Here is a 17,777-nt window from a genome sequence, read left to right as displayed (position 1 = left end):
AATCCGCCGAAACGTGTCCGGTGACCAGAGGAGCCCGCCACCCGTTGTGCGCGTGCACAACGCTGCGTGTCAGGGGCCTGCCGCAACGGCGCGGACGGTGGCATCCTCCGCTCATGGGACCGCGCAGAAGGCGTACGGGTCATGACTGGCAGGTGCTCGCCGAGTCCTGCGCTGCACTGCTGGAACGGGTGCCGGAGCTGGTGGACGAACATGTGCGGCAGCTGTCGGAGCACTCCCCCGTCTACGGCCAGGTCCTCCCGCCCGACCAGCAGTGGCGGGAGGCCGAGGAGGCCATGCGGATCGGCATCGGGACGATCTCCGCACCCCGCGGCTCCCCGCGCCGCGACCTCGAGTACGCGGAGGACGCGGGCCGGCGCCGCGCCCAGCAGGGGCTGCCGCTGGAGCTGCTGGTGCATGCCTACCGGAGTGCCGGCTATCTGGTCTGGGACGCGCTGCTCGACGGCGCGGGCGGCCAGGAACCGGAACGGCTCGGCGTGCTGATGCGGTCGGCGACCCTGGTGTGGTCGGCGATCGACGCACAGGCGGCGACGGCGTCGGAGGCCTACCGGGCGACCGAGATGGAGTTGCGGCGGCGTACGGACGAGCAGTTGCAGGCGTTACTGGACGCCCTGCTCGACGGCCAGGAGTCGCCGGGACTGGCCGCCCGGGCCGCGGCGGGGCTCGATCTGCCGGAGCGGGGCGCGTACGCGGTGGTGGTGCTGCGGGTGGAGCGGCGGGACCCCCGGGAGGCCTTCCACCGGCCGTTACGGGGCGCCGGGTACCGGTTCGTGTGGCGGATGCGTGCCGACCGGGAGGTGGGCGTGGTGCTGCTGGGGCCCGACCAGGGGCTCGACGCGGTGGCGCAGGCGCTGAGCGGGCGGTGCTCGGGGGCGGGCGGGATCAGTCCCGTCGTACCGGGGCTGACCGAGCTGGGGCGGGCCAGGCGGCTGGCGGAACTGGCGTTGCGTACCTGCCCGCCGGACGCGAGTGAGGTCGTAAGGCTGGATCAGCGGATGCCGACGGCGCTGGTGGTGAGCCAGCCGGAACTCGCGAACCGGCTTGTCTCGGCCGTCTTCGGCCCCCTGGCCGGGCTGGAACCGGCCGACCGGGAGGTCCTGCTGGAGACGTTGGACGTGTGGCTGGCCTGCGAGGGGTCGGCGGGGCGGGCGGCGGGGCGGCTGTACTGCCACCGCAACACGGTGTTCAACCGGCTGCGGCGGCTGGAACAGCTGACGTCCCGGTCGCTGGCCAGACCGCGCGATCTGATCGAGATGACGCTGGCGCTGGACGCGTACCGGTTGTCGGGACCGCCGGGCGCGCAGGAGGAGGCCCCGCGGCTCGCCCAGTGACGCGGTCGGTGTCCTGCGGACCTCAGACCAGGAAGTCCCGTCCGATGTTCTCCGCGACCCGCTCCAGGAGCGGCCCGGCGTCGGAGACGCACTTGGCGATGTCCGGCTCGATCTCCGTCAGTGGGTACGCGCGTCGGATGCCGGCCCGGCCCAGTGCCTCCGGACGTAGGGCGAGGCGCCCGCAGACCGCGACGACCTCGCGGCCCTGGGCCCGGGCCGCAGCGGCGACACCGGCCGGGGCCTTGCCGTGCAGGGTCTGCTCGTCGAGGGAGCCCTCGCCGGTGATCACCAGTGTGGCGCGGTCCAGGGCGGAGGCGAAGCCGAGGACGTCGAGCATGACCTCGATGCCGGGCCTGAACCGGGCACCGAGGACCAGCGCGCCGTAGCCGATGCCGCCGGCGGCGCCCGCACCCGGCGCTGCGGCGTACTGGGCGGCCTTCGCGCCGATCGCCGTCTCCAGGACCTTGGCGTAGTGCGCGAGGGACTCGTCCAGGGCGGCCACGTCGTCCGGCGACGCGCCCTTCTGCGGGCCGTACACCGCGGGTGCGCCCGTCGGCCCGGTCAGCGGGTTGTCCACGTCGCTGGCCAGCACGAGGTCGACGTCCGCGAAGCGGGTGTCGAGGCCCGAGAGGTCGGCGGTGACGAGTCCGTCCAGCCCACCGCCGCCGGGCGGTACGGGCTCGCCGTCGGCGTCCAGGAAGCGCGCGCCGAGCGCGGACAGCATGCCCGCGCCTCCGTCGTTGGTGGCGCTGCCGCCGACCCCGAAGACGATCGTGCGCGCGCCCGCGTCCAGGGCGGCCCGCAGCAGTTCGCCGGAGCCGTACGTCGATGCCGTGAGCGGCGCGAAGACGCCCGCGGGCAGCCGCTGGAGTCCGCTCGCCTCCGCCATCTCCACCACGGCGGTGTCGCCGCGCAGCGCGAACGCGGCCGTCACCTCGTGCCCGAGCGGTCCCGCGACCCGTACCTCGTGCCGTTCGAATCCGGCGGCGACCGCGGCGGCCACGGTCCCGTCGCCGCCGTCGGCCACGGGCAGCGACTCGACCTCGACACCGGGGGCGGCCCTGCGCAGCCCGGCGGTCACCCGCTCGGCGACCTCCACGGCCGTCAGCGATCCCTTGAACTTGTCGGCGGCGATCAGCACCCGAGCCGTCCGCACACCTGTCACCCTCGCCGTAACCGCAGCGTCCGCCACCCTGTTTTCCCCTTGCTCTCGGCCCCGTACACGTCAGGGCAGTCGCGCCGCTGCGACCTTAACCGCAGGAGACCCGCCCCGTCATGCCTTCCCGGCCGCTCACAGCCGGGGCATCCGTGGCCGCGCGATGCTCCTCAGCTCACCCACCCCGCCACCCCCTGCCCGGCTCCACCTCAAGATCCCGTCGCCATGGGACACGAGCACCGCCCGTGAAGGTCACGCATTCGATGCATGAACGCCAGTTCCCCACCGAGAACCAGCCCCCCAGCCGAGGCGCGCGACACGTCACGGACCCCGCACGCTCACTCCCGCTCGCCAGAACGCGCTTGAACGCACTCCAGCGGCAACAGCTCCGAACCCAACAGCCCCCATTTGCTGCCTTTCCCCTGGTTACGCTTCCCTTGTGACCATTCAAGACTTCGCCACGTACATCGCCGGCCTGCCCCGTGTGCTGGCCGGCGCCGCCGCGCTCTTCCGTGACGCCGACGGCCGGATCCTGCTCGTCGAGCCCAACTACCGTGAGGGCTGGGCCCTTCCGGGCGGCACCATCGAGTCGGACGACGGGGAGACGCCGCGCCAGGGCGCGCGCCGGGAGACCCTTGAGGAGATCGGCCTCGACCGGGAACTCGGCCGCCTGCTGGCCGTCGACTGGGTCCACATCGCGGGCCACCCGCCGCTGGTGGCGTACCTGTACGACGGTGGCGTCCTCGGCGAGGACGAACTCAAGTCGATCACCTTGCAGGAGGAGGAGCTGCTGTCGTGGCGGCTGGTACCCCGCGAGGATCTCTCCGAGTACCTCCAGGGCTCCCTGGGCCGCCGGGTCCTGCACGCCCTCGACGTCCTGGCGGAGGGCGCGGGAACGGCGGAGCTGGAGAACGGCAGCCGGGTGGCCTGACGAGTACCCCGGGACGCGGTGTCAGCCCTGGACGTCCGGCGGCTTCACATCGTCCCCCGCCCGCCGCGCGTCGTCGCGCTCGGCGACCCGGGCCTCCGTGCGGTGGCCGCGCGCGATGTAGTCCCGGACGACGAGTTCGACGGCGTCCTGGGGGTTCCCGACACCCGCCAGCACCATGACCTCGACGACGAGTTCGGCGTCGAGCGAGACGGAGACCTTGGCTGCCATGGGCGGACCCTAACACCGGGCGCCTGTTCGTACGGCGGCTACGGGTGACGGTCCCCCGGCCGTTAACCGGTCGCCGCCCCGAACTCCGGGACCTACGCTCGGCAACATGACCAAGCCCCTCGTCGCCGTGCTCAGCGGCGCCGGTATCTCGACCGAACAGAGCATCGGCGGAAGTAACGTCGCGCCATGACCGATGACTTAGTACAGCGAGCGCACTGGGGTGATCTGGAAGGACAGAACTGGGCAGTACTGGTCCGGCTGTCCCTGGAAGCTGACGACGAGGAGCTGTCCGCGACGGCTCCAGGCAGGAAGCAGGATCACCCTGCCAGCAACGGCGAGAAGTGGCGTCCAGCTACCGGCCGGGACATCAAGAGCCGGGAGGAGCAGGAGAAAGACGCCCGTCGGTTCGTCGAGAGTCGCGGGGGCCGGTACGTCTACACGTACGAGGAACCCGACACGTCGGCGTGGAAGCGCAAGAGGGTGCGGCAGCCGGACGGGACAGTCTCCTACCGCGTGATACGCCCCGTGTTCGAAGGGGCGTTGGCCGACCTCAAGCGCGGGATGGCGCCGGACGGCGAACGTCTGGACGGGTTGATCGTCTACGACATTGATCGTCTGACGCGCGACAACCGGCACCTTGAGGACGCGATCGAAGTCGTGGAGAACTTCCGCCGCCCGATCATCGATATCACCGGCACACTAGATCTCCTCACCGACAACGGCCGCACGGTTGCACGCCTGTTGGTGACGGTGGCCAACAAGTCGAGTGCCGACACAGCGCGTCGTGTTCGTCGCAAGCACCGAGCGATGCAGCAGGCAGGCATACCCACCGGCAGCACACGCCCCTTCGGTTACCAGGACGACAAGCGGACGCTGGAGCCCAAGGAGGCCGCCGCGATCCGCAGGGCGGTTGAGCGCATCATCACCGGGGCGTCCCCCAGGGCGATCGCAGCCGACTGGAACAAGCAGGGCATCACCACGACGCTCGGCAACACGTGGAGCAAGGAGACTGTGAAACAGGTACTCCGGAACCCTCGAATCTGCGGCTATCGGTCAAAGAAGGTCCAGGAATTCAATCCGGAGACGGGAACCGAGAGTGTCAGGGTCGAGGCCGTCCTCGATGAAGATGGAGAACCAGTCAGAGGCCAGTGGACCGCGATCATCTCGGTAGCCGACTGGGAAGCCGTCACAGAGGCAATCGGCCGCAACCCCGAACCCGGCGACTCGTACAACGCCCGGAAATACCTGGGGACAGGCATCCTTCGATGCGACAAGAACGGGTGCGGGAGCCGCTTGCGTGCCCAGAAGGCCCCTGCGAGCAGGAACAAGCCGGAAGGGTTCTTCGACTACGCGTGCCCCGACAAGCGGAGCGGATACGGATGCGGTGGGATCCGGATCTCGGGCCCGGACACAGACGAGGCACTCAAGATGCTCGTGATCACCAAGTACGAGGAAGAGGCTCAGGAGCGAGCAGCCACGGCGGTTCCCGAGGAGTGGAACGGCGAGGAGGAGCTTGCCCGGATCAGGGAAGACATCGCCGACTGGACCGAGCAACGGGAACAGCGGACGGTCAGCAAAGAACGCTACTTCGCGTTCCTCGCGAAGGCCGAGGCATCGGAACGCCGACTGGTCAGGGAGCGGAACGAGTGGCGTCGCCGTGCGCTGCGCGTCAAGGGGGAGCCGGTCGACTTGCGTCGCGTGTGGGATGACCTTGACTTCATCGAGCGGCATGGGTACGTGGAGAAGACGCTGTTGACCGTACTGGTCAGTCCCGCTGTCAGGCCCAGAGGTCCTGTCTGGAACAGGCTCACGCCCATCTATCGAGAAGAAGACTGATCGTCTCGGCACCAGCTCACCGGGCCCGTCACGGCAGCCGTTTGCCGGAACGGGCCCGAGTCGTTTTCACTTCCAGACCAAGAATCGCGTTCATCTGTCGCCAACGTGCATCCGACCACTTCGGAGCCTTGCGGGCGTGCTCTCGGGCCCACTCCCACCCGGCCGCTTCAGCGCTTTCACGTCTGACTGTCAGCGGCGCTCCTCACCGAGCGCGGCCCGTCGCTCTTCTCGGGATTGAGCGAGGTCCTCGGCGATTCCGGCGGCGATGAGGGCGGCGCCGGGGGTGTGGCCGGAGCCGACGTAGCGCCAGTTCCGTTCGGTGACCCTGTCGGGGATGTCGTCGGTGTGGCCGACGTGGTGGGCGCGTTCGGCGCGGAGGGCCGCGTATGTCGTCGAGTAGGCGCGGGACTTGGTGAGGATGTGGCCGCGATAGCCGAGGGTGTGAGTCCAGGCGCGGAGGCGGAGCGGCTCGTATTCGGGGAGGCCGCCGAGGCGCCAGCAGGTGCGCATGAGGGTGCGCACGTGCTCGCTGACGGGTGCGGCGTCGATGTCGTCCCAGGTAGTGACGGTGTGGTCGGTGCCGGCGCCTGTCTCGCTCGCGCCTTTGCTGACGTACTTAGCCACGTACGCGGCCACGGCGTCGTCGTCGGGTCCGTCGCCGTCGGTGTGCAGTTGCCGGGCGTCGACCTGGACGCCCCAGCGCAAGGCCAGCTCGCCCACGGCCGGGCTGTAGGGAGTGTGGATCAGGACCCGACCGGCGGAGGCGCGTACGGCGTCGATGAGCAGTTGAGCAGTGCCCCAGGCCGGGGGTTCGTCGCTGGATCCGTTCCGACCGTCCAGGCGGACCACGGCATGCACGTGGACGGCCGCCCGCTTCTGGTATTCGGCGACGCGGGCGAAGGACAGCCGGGCGTGATCCGCGAAGCGGGACTGTACGAGGCCGACGGAGGAGGCGAGACGCCGCCGGACGTCGATGATGAACCGGTCCCACAGCTTGGAGGCGTGCGCGTGCCACAGCACGTGGGCGGTGTAGTCGTAGCAGTCGCCACACAGCGGTTGGCCGACGACCGGAGCGTCCAGGGCGTGGGCGGCGCCGCAGCCGAGGGGGCGCCCGTGTTCGCAGGTTCCGCCGTCGCGGCGCGGTCGGCAACGCTCGTTCCCGGCACGATGGACCGGCCCGAACGAAGGCGCGGTCAGAGTGACGAAGAGCCGGGGACGGTTGCGGACCGTGGCGGGGATGTTCTTGCCGCCGATCAGGCCCGCGCGGACGAGGTGGTAGGTGTCGCCCGCGTGGAGTCGGGAGCAGGGGGCGCAGACACTCGCCCGCCGGTTGCGGCAGCGGACGGAGAGCCGTTCGCCGGGTTCGGTGCGGGTGTCGTAGTGGCGGAGGATCTCGCCCGTTGCCGTATCCAGAGTCGTGGTCGACCCTGACAGGTGAACAGGGTGGGCGCAGCCGCCGGAAGCGGTGATCTGCTCCAACCAGCGCGCGAACTGGGGGTGTTGGGCGATGCGGAGTGCGTCTCGGTCTGTTTCGGAGAGTTGGCGCAGGCGCGCCGCGCGGTCGAGGACGGCGCGCCTGTCAGCCGGGGTGATGTGTTCCGGGGTGATGGTGGTGACCTTCCGGGGTGAGCCGCCGCAGCGGCACGGATGGGGGCGGATGGCGCGGTGTGGGTCATGGGGATCACTCCTGGCGTGGTCGGGCGGGTGGTGGGTTCAGCGGATGGTTCCGGTGCCCCGGCAGACGCGGCAGCGGCGCAGTCGTCCGGTCCAGGTCTTGCGTGCTCCGTCGCCCTTGCAGACGGTGCACCTCACGCGGCGCATAGGCATAGCCGTACGTCCCTTCCTGTGCTGTCTAGAAGTGGGAGAAGCCGCTGAGGACCCAGGTGACGAAGCCGTTGATGGTGAGGCTGACGGGGGTCTGGCCGAGGTAGAGGCCAAACAGGGCGATACAGACCGCTTCCCAGGCGCGGACGTCGCGGGAGCGGACGAGGAGGAAGGTGATGATCCCGAAGACCACGACGAGGGACACGGCGGCACCTGTGCTGATCATTGGGAGTCTCCTTCGAGGGCGGCGAGCGCGCGGGTGACGGTGGGCAGTTCGGGCACCAGGCCCGCGTGCTTACAGGTGACCGCGACGGCCTCTTGGGTGGGGGTGAGGTGGGAGCGGGCGCGACTCCAGCCGCCGTCCGGATCGGTGCACACGGCCACGCCCTGTTCCTGAGCGGTGATCTGCTGAGCGATGGCCACGGCGTCCTTGTTGAGGTCGCCGAGGATCATTTCGGCGGTGCCGGGGTCGTTGACCCGGTGGCAGATCCGTCCACCGAGTTGGGCCCGCAGGGCGGTGACTCCGGGGCCGAGATCGGAGCCGACGCGTTGCCCGGCGACCACCAGGTGGATGCCGAGGGCGGCACCGAGTTGCGCCAGACGCAGCAGGAGGGTGGAGCACTGCTCGGCCTCTGCTTTGCTCTCGCGTCTGCCGTCGGACAGGTACAGTTCCGCGATCTCGTCGACGATCACGACGACCGGTACCGGCCGGAACCTGACGGGTAGTTCCCAGATGGAGCGGGCCCCGGCCGTCCGGCAGACGCTGATCCGATCTTGCATGTCGACCACCAGCGCGGCGAGCACCGCGACCGCCTCACGGCGGCTCGTGGCCAGTGCGCTGAGCCGCTCGGTGAACAGGCCGAGTTCCATGCCGCCCTTGCAGTCGATACCGACCAGGGCGACGTGTTGCGGGGCGAGTTGGGTGATCAGCCGGGCCAGCAGAGTGGACTTACCCGACCGGGTGGCCCCGGCGATCAGCCAGTGCGGCACCACCAAGAGATCCATCACCCACGCGCCCCCGCTCTCCAACACCCCGATCAGTGCCGAGAGCAGCGCAACCGGAGCAGTAGCCAGGCCAGGGCGTTGCAGCGGATCAGTGGCCGTCGCCGTCAGCAGCGCCAACCCCCGTTCCGGGGAGGTCACCCGCACCGCGTGGACCTTCCACGCATGCACCAGGGCATCAGCCGCCTTGAGATACATGGCCGGGGTCTGGCCCGCGTGCAGCCGCACGATCACGGTCAGTCCGGCACGCGTCGGACGGGGGAACGAGATCTTCGGTGCCACCGGCCGTAGCGGATCGCCCTTGACGACCAGGTCACCGAGCAGCCCGCGCGACGGACGACAGGACACGGCAAGGTCTGTGAGTACGGCCACCTTGCGCCAGGTGAACACCACCCGCCACGCAGCGGCCGGGTATCCGGCGAGGTACCAGTGCCAGACGGGACGGTGACGCCGCAACAGGTCGCCGCCGCCGAGCACCCAGATGAGGACGGCCAGCCCGAGGGTGAGGGTGACGATGCTGGTCATGACGCACCACCGGCCTTTAAGGCGCCGGTGATGGGGGTGATGGCGTCGGCGCGGAAGCTGACGCCGTGCCGGTCGCCCATCGCCCACATGAACGCGGTCAGCCCGGTGACCTTGAGGATCATGCCTTCTTCGATGCCTTTGGGTTCGCCGGTGACGGCGATCTCGATGACGGAGATGCGCCGCCGGTCCTGCCGGACGGTGACGGCGACGGTGTAGACGGGGTTGCCGTCCCGGTCCTTCTTGATCTCCTGTGTCTCCTGGTTGCTGATCTTCGCTTCGGGGGCGATGGCGCAGCGCAGTACGCCGAGCCGCCCGGTGTCCACGGGAATGGACTGCATGTCTGTGGCCTCCTGGCCGATTGGGGACGCCTGACATATTCAGACATCACTTGTCCTTACGAGTGAAGACTATGAAGCTCTGTACGGCGAGGAGGCAAATACTTATGCTGACGAGTGATGTCGCGCGTGCGACGTGACTACGACCTGAACCCGGAGATGCCGCCATGTCGGAGATCCAGCGCCCCGGAGCCCTCTACCAACAGGTGGCCGCCGCCATCCGGGAAGCCATCCTCTCGAGCGAGTTCGCGCCCGATGCCCTGCTGCCGTCCGAAGCCCAACTCATGGCCCGCTACGGCGTATCCCGCCCCACCGTCCGCAACGCCATCGCGGCCCTGCGAGCGGAAGGCCTCATCGACGTCCGCCACGGCAAAGGCAGCTACGTCCGCACCAGTGGACAGCCCGCCCTCACCCTCGAACGCCGCATCACCCGCACCACCGAGGGCACGTTCACGATGCCAGGCGGCGACGTCTGGGACGAGGCCGAACAACCGAGCACCTACCGCACCCGCACCACGACAGACACCGGCCGACTCCTCCAACTCGGAGCGGAAGAAGCCCTGTTCGGATGCGACCGTCTCCTGATCGACCCCAGCTCCGGAACACGCGCCATGCACCGCACGCTGATCCCCTTCACGACCGCCGAGGCCATCCCGTTGCTCGCCAAGGAGCCGTCCACACGCCCGGCCGAGATCTACGGACTGCTCACCCAGGACGGGCACAAACTGACGTGGTCCGAGACGGTCCGCGCCCGCATGCCGCTGCCCGACGAACGCACCACGCTCCGCCTGCCGGATGCGACCCCGGTCCTGCACCTGGCACGCGTCACGCACGCCGCCGACGGCCGCCCACTGATCCTTGAAGAGCTGCGCACCGGGGCGGACCGTGCCGAACTCGCCTACCGGATCACCGCCGACAAACAGCCCGCACGACGCTCCCGCGCCTGAGTGCCAACGGCGATCGGTCGAAACAGCCTTCACTTCCTCAAGGGCGCGCCTGCGGCGCGCCGGGGCGCCCGGCCGCCCCGGCCGGGCGTGCGGCGTGGCCGCCGATCCCGTCCAGGCGCCACGCGCCCCACACCGCAGCACGCCAGGGGAGTTGAGTCGTCGACCGGCCATGGTGGGCCGGGGTGTGGTGGGCTGGGGGTCGACGGCCTCCGAGACTTTAGGCAGCCACCATGGGGCGAGCCTCGAAGAACAGGGGGCCGATCGGGCTATTGCGGGCAGCTCCAAGGCCTGCCCGATCCGCTGGCGAGCGTAAGGCCCCCTGTTCACTCGCCCCATGGCAGCTCCCGCCCGAAGTCTCTGCGGCCGGCGACGTGCCCACCCGCACCACTCACCAGCGGGAACACGCCTCATGCCGCACCGAAGCCAGGGTGCGACTCCAGGAGCCAAGCAAGCCGCTCCACCGCGTCGGGCCAGCCCGTCACGCGGACCACGCCGCGCCCGTCCTCATTGGTCGAGGCAACGGCCCGCACCTCCGACAGCTCGAACCCAGCACCGAGGAACGCCCGGTTTAAGCAGTCGGCAGACTCGCGCGCGACCCGCCACGCCGCCACGTAGTCGACACCGGGCACCCAGAGCCCGAAGTTCGCACCGGAGTCGTCGATGCCGTCGCTCAGCCAGTTCTCGCCAGCGCCAGTCATTGTGTCCACCTCTGTCCTGGTCCAAATAACAGATCGTCAACTCTCTTTGGTCCAGGGCGGATGCACAGCACAACGACCCCGGTACCATCAGGCACCGGGGGTCGCAGTACTCCCTTCCGGACCACCCCAGTTGCTTCCAGGCGCGGGGGTGGTCCGGTCTTGCGTTTTCGGTTGTGAAGCGCGGCCCCTTGCTACTCGGGTGGGGAACCCGATGGCCCAAGCCAAGAGGCCGCGCCCCGTACGCCGGAGGGATGACCCTCCAGCCCCCGGACCGTCACCCGCTCCCGAGAGAGCAACGAGGACGTGACGGCCCGAAGATCACCACAACGGCTTGCCCCCGGCACCGTCGGCAAGGTCGAGGCGGGCCCATACGGTCTTTCCGCCCTTGTCTTCCGGCGTCCACCAGACCGAGGTGGCCAGCCGCTGAACGATCAGCAGCCCCCGCCCGCTGTCAGGCAGCACAGCCTCAGACAGTTCACCCGCGAGTTCCGGGGAGAACGGCTCACCCAACGGGAGCAACGGCGGAGACGAGTCCTCATCGGTGACGCCGATGAACAGCCACTTCGGCCACAGCTTGAACGCCACGTCGATACGACGAACTCCGCCGGGCCTGGAAAAGCAGCGTTCCGGCACAGCGTGGTTGATCACGTTCCCGACCAGCTCCGACACGATCAGCCGGGCATCATCCACGACGTCATGGGCCCCGGTGCTCTGAAGGAACGCACCCGTCATGTCACGCGCGAGGCGCGCGGTGTTGCCGAATTCGGCGAAGAGCGTGAGCGTCAGGTAGCGCCCACCGTCGGACAGATTCGGCGAGATGAACCAGTGAGCGAACGCGTCCAGCTCACTCGCCACGTGCTCACGCTTTCGAGCTTGCTTCGCGGTCATGACACAAAGTCACCGTCTCCGGTCACGTCCGCCGAGACTCTCCCGGCGGGGTGGACCGAGGATGCATCCCCTGTACCGGCTGTCGCTCCCCCCTCTTGGGGACCCCCCTCGTGGGTACACTCGCGAGACGAGAGAAGACACATCTGGTCAATCACGATGGGGAAGTGAGATGACCGAAGCAGCACCCACACCGGCAGCCCTGCCGCCGCACGTGCTGGAACGCGCGGACGTACGGTCGGCAGTCGCCAACCACGACTTCGGCGAAGTCTTCAGACTCGCCCGACTGCACGGCAAGATCAGCTACGCCAAGATCGCCGAAGCCGTCGGCTACAAGCGCGAGCACATCGGCCTCATGGCCCGGCCGGAGACCGACGGTAAGGGCGTACGCCCACGGATCACCCAGCACCGCAAGATCCTCGAAGTGGTGGACGGGCTACGCATCCCCGGCCCCCTGGCAGGACTCGCCCCACGTCCGTGGGAGCTGGCACGAAGCGCCAGCATCGCTGTGCCGCAGGACCCGAGCACCTTGATCACAGAGGGTGGTGCAGGACTCTGGGACATCGCCGAACTACTACGGCGCACGGAGATGTCCAGCATCAACAGCGCCGCCCTGGAGTCGATCGAACAGGGCATTGACCAACTGGCCCGGGCCTACCCGTATGCAGATGCCGATTACCTGCACGAGCGCACACGTAACGGCTTGCAGTACGTCACCAAGCAGCTCGAAGGCCGGATGACCCTGCGCCAGCACCGGGAACTCCTCGTTGACGCAGGCTGGCTCTTCCTGTTGAACGCATGCGTGCAGTACGACCGAGGCCAGCGCGAAGCCGCCAACCTCAGCAAGGCCGCCGCCCTGCGCATCGGCGACGAAGCCGGCCACGGCGAGATCAAGGCATGGGCGTTCGAGATCGAGGCATGGTTCGCCCTCACCCAAAGCCGCTGGCAAGACATGCTCGAAGCCGTAGAAGCCGGGCACATCGCCGACCAAACACACTCCGTCGGCGTGCAATTGTACGCCCACAAGGCCCGCGCCGCCGCACGCATGGGAGACGCCCGTCTGGTCCGCGACTCCTTGGACGCCGGACGCGCCCGCCTGGACCGGCTACCCCGTCCGGATCACCCCGAGCACCACTTCATAATCGACCCGGACAAGTGGGACTTCTACGAGATGGACGCCTACCGCCTCCTCGGAGACGACGAACGCGCCGCCACCCACGCCCGATCAGTCATCCACATCAGTACGGGCCCGGACGGCACCGAGATCTCCCCAATGCGCGCAGCAGAAGCCCGCCTCACTCTCGGGGTCGCCGCCGCTCGCACCGGTGACATCGAAGAAGCTATCGACATGGGAAAGACAGCTCTCCAAACCAACCGGAAATCTTTGCCATCCCTACTTCTAGTCGCTGATGAGTTGGACAGTGAGCTCCGTTCCCGATATCCGCGGGAAGGCGCGACACGCGATTTTCACGAGCAAGTCATAACCATCAAGCGAGGCACATCCAAGATCGAGTTTCCTTTCTGACTTTGACCACCTCTCTGTTCGTCTCGGTCTGTAGTGACGACTAGGCGAAAATCCATACAGATCGCGTGAAGCGGATCGTTTCACAGATGGCCCCAGGGGTCAGCAGCGGCCAAGCATCATCCGCCGCATCGGCAGAACGTTACGGCACAACTCTTCGGGCACTCACGCCCGGAAGACCCTCCGCCGTGCGCTCATGCCATCACTCGTTCATTCAAACGAGCCCAACGTATGTCTCAAATCGATGAAACGTGCACATGCCGGGGTTCCATCAGCTAGCGTTCTCCCATGCCTCTTAGCAGCGTGATCCTCAACGGCCTCAACACTGAAACTGGCGTAGCCAGTCTCGACTACCTTGGGCTCAACGATGACGATTTGGCCGCCACCTTCCAATACATGAGTGAAAACGGCGGATTCCACTCTCTCGACCTCAGCGGGAATCGCCTCTCTGCAATCCCGGATGAAATCGGCGAATTGACCGGCCTCACCAAATTGAACCTCGCAAGGAATCGCCTCACTGCAATCCCGGAAGCGATTAGCAGACTCACAAATCTAACGACTCTCAACCTTAGCTCAAATCAGCTATCATCCATCCCAGAAGTAATCGGCAGCCTCAAAACTCTAACCCACCTCCACCTGATGAGTAACCAGCTCACCGGAATCTCTAGATCAATCACTGGGCTCACCAATCTCGCCTTTCTCGATCTAGACACAAATAGTCTGACATCACTCCCTCCATACATGAATCTTCTCACAAATCTTGTCGACTTGGACGTCATGAATAATGCGTTCACTGAGCTTCCAGAGGTAATCAGCAGGCTCACCAACCTCACACATCTCAGCCTCAGCGGGAACCCACTCACCTCAATTCCAAACTGGATTACCGTTCTCTCGAACCTCACTCATCTCTACTTGGCAAATAATAGGTTTAATGAGTTCCCGGAGGCGATTGGACAAATTACCGGTCTCACACACTTGATCTACAACGGATCCCTAAATAAATTTCCGCAGTTTCCGAATCTAGCTAGCCTTGACCTCTCACGAGCCGGCCTCGAAGAGCTGCCCGAGACCATCACTCAATTACGCTCTCTATCCTCTCTAATCCTCACGAACAATGAGCTGACCTCACTTCCCGAAGGATTGCAAAACCTCGTCAATCTTACGAACCTGTCCCTCTCGGAAAATAATTTCAATGAGCTACCTACAGCGATCCTGAACCTTACCTCCCTCACCTCTCTGGAAATTGACTCCAATCACCTTACATCAATTCCAGAGTCTATCGATCTGATTGAAAAACTCGCTTCCCTATCTGTCGCCAGCAATGAGTTGACGTCCATACCCGACACCATCGGAAATCTCGCGAATCTCACAGGACTGCATCTTAGCGAAAATAGTCTATCCTCTCTGCCAGATTCCCTTGGCAGTCTCACGCACCTGACTGCACTCTCCCTCATCGACAATAAGCTAACCTCCGTCCCCCGATCAATCGAAAATCTCACGAATCTTTCCATTTTGTCTCTCGACGGAAATGGACTACATTCCATTCCGAAAGAGCTAGGCAAACTCACCAAGCTCACGCATCTATCTCTCAGCGAAAATCAACTTGTTTCCATTCCGGAAGAGCTAAGCAGTCTCACCAAGCTCACTAATCTCACCCTAAGCAATAACCTACTGACGTCAATCCCGCGATCCTTCGCCAATCTTCGCCAAATTCGCGATATAACCCTCATGGGAAACCGACTATCAGAGATCCCAGAAGTTCTCTTCCAGCTCACTTCTCTGACTTCACTTGACCTAGATAACAATGATCTCTCCGTCATCCCAGAGGAGATCGGGCAGCTCACCAGTCTACGGCTACTCGATCTACGAAGAAACCATCTCAGCTCAATCTCTGAGGCGCTGGGACGACTTCCCGAGCTCACTCATCTACACCTCCAGGAAAACTCTCTTACTGAAGTGCCAGAGAGAGTTACGGAGCTTTCAAATCTCAGCGAACTCTTCCTTGATGGAAATAAGTTGACGAATGTTCCGCCAGCGTTGGGCAACATGCAGCATCTGCGAGTGCTCAGCCTCGGCGGGAATCCCCTTGCCCCTGAACTTGGGGCAGCAGCCGCAGACAGTCATACTCAACTAATGCGCTTCCTGCAGCTATTGCACAGCGAAGGCGAGCGCACACGTGAAGTCAAAATGGTACTTGTGGGCGAAGGGGAGGTGGGAAAGTCGAGCCTGATAGCAGCGATGCGTGGAGAAGATTGGGTGGAGAACCGTGTCACCACTCATGGCATCGAAGTTAAGCCTATAGCAACAATGGAAGGCGGAGAATCAATCACGCTCAATGCCTGGGATTTTGGCGGGCAGCGAGTTTACAGGCCCACTCATCAGCTATTCTTCACAGCCCCCGCCGTATATTTGGTTGTCTGGAAGCCCAGAGAGGGACCCGAGGTGGGTCTCGTTGACGAGTGGATGACGATGATTCGACATCGAGCAGGCGCAGGGGCTCGTGTGCATATCGTTGCTACTCATGGTGGGCCAGGGTCTCGGTATGCCCATATTGACGAGGCTGCATTCCGAGACCGCTACGGCGACATGGTCGTTGACTTCCACCACGTTGACAGTCGACTCGGCGATGAAGGGAATATACCAGAACTGCTCCGGTCAGCCGCGGAAACGGCAGCGAACATCCCGAACGCGACGCGATGGATTCCCCGTAGCTGGAATAATGTACGTACCAGCCTAGCGGCTGATTCCCGAGCTTATCTTCGGTACGAGGATTTCGAACAGATTGCGGCCGAACACGGGCTAAATTCTCAAGACTCGCTTTCGCTAGCGAAAAATGGCCATTCCCTCGGGCACTGGATCTTCTATGCAGACGATCCAAGCCTAGCTGAGCTAGTGATCTTGAAGGGGGACTGGTTGAGTGCCGCTATCGGTCTGGTACTGGATGATGCGTCGACTATAGAAGCCGGCGGCCTACTGCCACACCGAAGGCTGGCGACCGTGTGGAACGATCCGGTACGTCTGCCTGAGCATCGTTTCCCGCACAGCCTTCAACAGATGTTTCTAAGACTGATGGAGCGCTTCGAACTCAGCTATCGCGTACCCGAGTTGACCGGCGGCGAACCTCTCAGCCTGGTTACTCAGCTTCTGCCCTCCTCCCGGCCTGATCTCAACGAGGTCTGGAGCTATTATCGACCAAACGATCTCGAGCTGGTGCAAATCTGCCGCATTCTCGATCGTGAGGACCCTCGGCGCAGTGTGTGGCCAGATGGCCTTATGCAGCGGCTCATCGTTCTCTTCCATCGCCATTCCTTGGGCGCGACCGACGTCACAAAGTCAGTGCACTGGGCTGGCGGCCTAGTGCTCCAAGATCGCTACGGCGCACGTGCGCTACTCACTCTCGCCGATGGCGGTGTGAAAATCAGTACCCGCGGACTTAATCCGCAAGCCTTTCTCGATCATTTGGTCTCCGAGGTACGGACCTATGTCGAGGGATTTTGGCAAGGCCTTCGTACTAGCGTCCTGGTCCCGTGCGTACTAGTTTGCCCTTCCGGAGGGAGTCAACGTGGCGAATTTGATCTAGACAAACTTTACAGACGTCTCGACACCGGCAAGGACGAGGCGTCATGCCCTTATGCTGAATGTGACGAGGACGTCGAGATCCGTTCATTGCTACACAGCTTTACAAAACCTGACGCCATCGACGGGGACCTGCGACTGATCATTCGGTCTGCCCTATCCGAGGAATTGGCCGAGCATGCACAGCGTATTCTCGAATCTGGAAATCGGAACAATCAAATTGTAATGACGCGACTGGATCAGCTGGACGACCACACCAAGGAAGCACTTAGTCGCGCCTCAAGTCAGGTGGATCTCTACCTCCGGGCACTGGACGATGAAGCCGCTGACGGGCCTCGTCTCTTTTCAATGCGCGAGCTGGATAGAGGGGTTCTACACCCTGGAATTACGAAGAAGCGGATCGAATTGACACTCTGGTGTGAACATAGTAGACGTCCAGTCCATACCCTCGAGGAAGCTAGTCCTGATGCTGGTGTGTACGTGATTGAAGTTCAGCGAGAATGGTGGGCCAAGACCGCGCCATTTATTCAAATGGCATCGAAAATTGCAAGCATGGTTCTTCCGGTGAGCCTATCACTCGCTCCAGAACTAGAGCTGAATGAAGAGCAGTGGAAAGCGGTACAAGACCATTTGACGTCTGGCCAGGAGGTTCTGAATAATCTAGCGAGTGAGCCCCCCACTGCGTCTTCCGCAGCTGACCTGTCCGGACAGGATGGTTCGAATCCAATTCGCGCCGAGGGAGCCACACTGCGTACGTTGCACGCTCTCCTCGCGGAGCAGGACCCAACATTCGCTGACCTCCGACGAGTTCGTGACCAGCAGAGTCGATATCTATGGGTTCACCGCAACTTCTTGCCTTACTACCAGCCCTCTCTTCCCGAAATTCCCAATTATTAGCGTCGATGCGAGGTGTGATCTCAGGCAACCCCAATTGCCCTGTTCGACGCGCCCTTCGGGCACGGA

At 64.9% G+C, this 17,777-nt stretch carries 14 protein-coding genes; 6 read left to right on the top strand and 8 right to left on the bottom strand.

Annotation, left to right across the window (positions count from 1 at the left end; all coding sequences use genetic code 11):
• Nucleotides 1-113: 113 nt before the first annotated feature.
• Nucleotides 114-1,349 carry a PucR family transcriptional regulator gene (locus tag OHN74_RS35345; protein WP_327698632.1) on the top strand — a complete coding sequence of 412 codons (1,236 nt, stop codon included), beginning with the start codon at nt 114-116 and terminating at the stop codon, nt 1,347-1,349.
• A gap of 22 nt (nt 1,350-1,371) precedes the next feature.
• Here the strand turns inward: OHN74_RS35345 and OHN74_RS35340 are convergent, their stop codons facing one another.
• Nucleotides 1,372-2,490 carry a glycerate kinase gene (locus OHN74_RS35340; RefSeq protein ID WP_327700385.1) on the bottom strand — a complete coding sequence of 373 codons (1,119 nt, stop codon included), beginning with the start codon at nt 2,488-2,490 and terminating at the stop codon, nt 1,372-1,374.
• 454 nt (nt 2,491-2,944) lie between these two features.
• On the opposite strand from OHN74_RS35340, the gene OHN74_RS35335 reads away from it, so the two are divergent.
• Nucleotides 2,945-3,436, top strand: coding sequence for an NUDIX hydrolase (locus OHN74_RS35335; RefSeq protein ID WP_327698631.1), 492 nt, complete (start codon nt 2,945-2,947; stop codon nt 3,434-3,436).
• Nucleotides 3,437-3,457: 21 nt separating this feature from the next.
• Here OHN74_RS35335 and OHN74_RS35330 read toward each other — a convergent pair whose 3' ends face one another.
• The gene (locus OHN74_RS35330; RefSeq protein ID WP_164415741.1) at nt 3,458-3,664 is read right to left on the bottom strand and encodes a DUF2191 domain-containing protein; all 207 of its coding nucleotides are present in this window, start codon (nt 3,662-3,664) and stop codon (nt 3,458-3,460) included.
• A gap of 186 nt (nt 3,665-3,850) precedes the next feature.
• On the opposite strand from OHN74_RS35330, the gene OHN74_RS35325 reads away from it, so the two are divergent.
• The gene (locus OHN74_RS35325) at nt 3,851-5,500 is read left to right on the top strand and encodes a recombinase family protein (protein WP_327698630.1); all 1,650 of its coding nucleotides are present in this window, start codon (nt 3,851-3,853) and stop codon (nt 5,498-5,500) included.
• 189 nt (nt 5,501-5,689) lie between these two features.
• On the opposite strand, the gene OHN74_RS35320 is transcribed toward OHN74_RS35325, so the two are convergent.
• The 4 genes from OHN74_RS35320 to OHN74_RS35305 all read right to left on the bottom strand — a co-directional run bounded on the left by OHN74_RS35320 (nt 5,690) and on the right by OHN74_RS35305 (nt 9,189).
• A complete protein-coding gene (locus OHN74_RS35320) occupies nt 5,690-7,048 on the bottom strand; it encodes a replication initiator (protein ID WP_327700384.1) in 1,359 nt (452 codons plus the stop codon).
• Nucleotides 7,049-7,352: 304 nt separating this feature from the next.
• Nucleotides 7,353-7,550, bottom strand: a complete 198-nt coding sequence (locus tag OHN74_RS35315; protein WP_086747616.1) for a hypothetical protein — start codon at nt 7,548-7,550, stop codon at nt 7,353-7,355.
• On the bottom strand, nt 7,547-8,851 hold the full coding sequence (locus OHN74_RS35310; protein ID WP_327698629.1) for an FtsK/SpoIIIE domain-containing protein: 1,305 nt from the start codon (nt 8,849-8,851) through the stop codon (nt 7,547-7,549). The genes OHN74_RS35315 and OHN74_RS35310 overlap by 4 nt, the downstream gene beginning before the upstream one ends.
• Nucleotides 8,848-9,189: an SCO3933 family regulatory protein gene (locus tag OHN74_RS35305; protein ID WP_327698628.1), complete on the bottom strand. Its 342-nt coding sequence runs from the start codon at nt 9,187-9,189 to the stop codon at nt 8,848-8,850. The genes OHN74_RS35310 and OHN74_RS35305 overlap by 4 nt, the downstream gene beginning before the upstream one ends.
• A gap of 164 nt (nt 9,190-9,353) precedes the next feature.
• Between OHN74_RS35305 and OHN74_RS35300 the strand changes: the two genes are divergently transcribed.
• Nucleotides 9,354-10,133 carry a GntR family transcriptional regulator gene (locus OHN74_RS35300; RefSeq protein ID WP_327698627.1) on the top strand — a complete coding sequence of 260 codons (780 nt, stop codon included), beginning with the start codon at nt 9,354-9,356 and terminating at the stop codon, nt 10,131-10,133.
• A gap of 407 nt (nt 10,134-10,540) precedes the next feature.
• Here the strand turns inward: OHN74_RS35300 and OHN74_RS35295 are convergent, their stop codons facing one another.
• The gene (locus OHN74_RS35295) at nt 10,541-10,831 is read right to left on the bottom strand and encodes a hypothetical protein (RefSeq protein WP_327698626.1); all 291 of its coding nucleotides are present in this window, start codon (nt 10,829-10,831) and stop codon (nt 10,541-10,543) included.
• 318 nt (nt 10,832-11,149) lie between these two features.
• Complete coding sequence (locus tag OHN74_RS35290) at nt 11,150-11,719, bottom strand: ATP-binding protein (protein WP_327698625.1); 570 nt, start codon at nt 11,717-11,719, stop codon at nt 11,150-11,152.
• Between the two features lie 169 nt (nt 11,720-11,888).
• Between OHN74_RS35290 and OHN74_RS35285 the strand changes: the two genes are divergently transcribed.
• Both OHN74_RS35285 and OHN74_RS35280 read left to right on the top strand, forming a co-directional pair.
• Nucleotides 11,889-13,241, top strand: a complete 1,353-nt coding sequence (locus OHN74_RS35285; RefSeq protein WP_327698624.1) for a tetratricopeptide repeat protein — start codon at nt 11,889-11,891, stop codon at nt 13,239-13,241.
• 285 nt (nt 13,242-13,526) lie between these two features.
• A complete protein-coding gene (locus OHN74_RS35280) occupies nt 13,527-17,711 on the top strand; it encodes a leucine-rich repeat domain-containing protein (protein WP_327698623.1) in 4,185 nt (1,394 codons plus the stop codon).
• The last annotated feature ends 66 nt before the right edge of the window (nt 17,712-17,777 follow it).

Source organism: Streptomyces sp. NBC_00459, assembly GCF_036013955.1.
Classification (GTDB): Bacteria; Actinomycetota; Actinomycetes; order Streptomycetales; family Streptomycetaceae; genus Streptomyces.
This window is presented reverse-complemented; position numbering and strand designations above follow the sequence as displayed.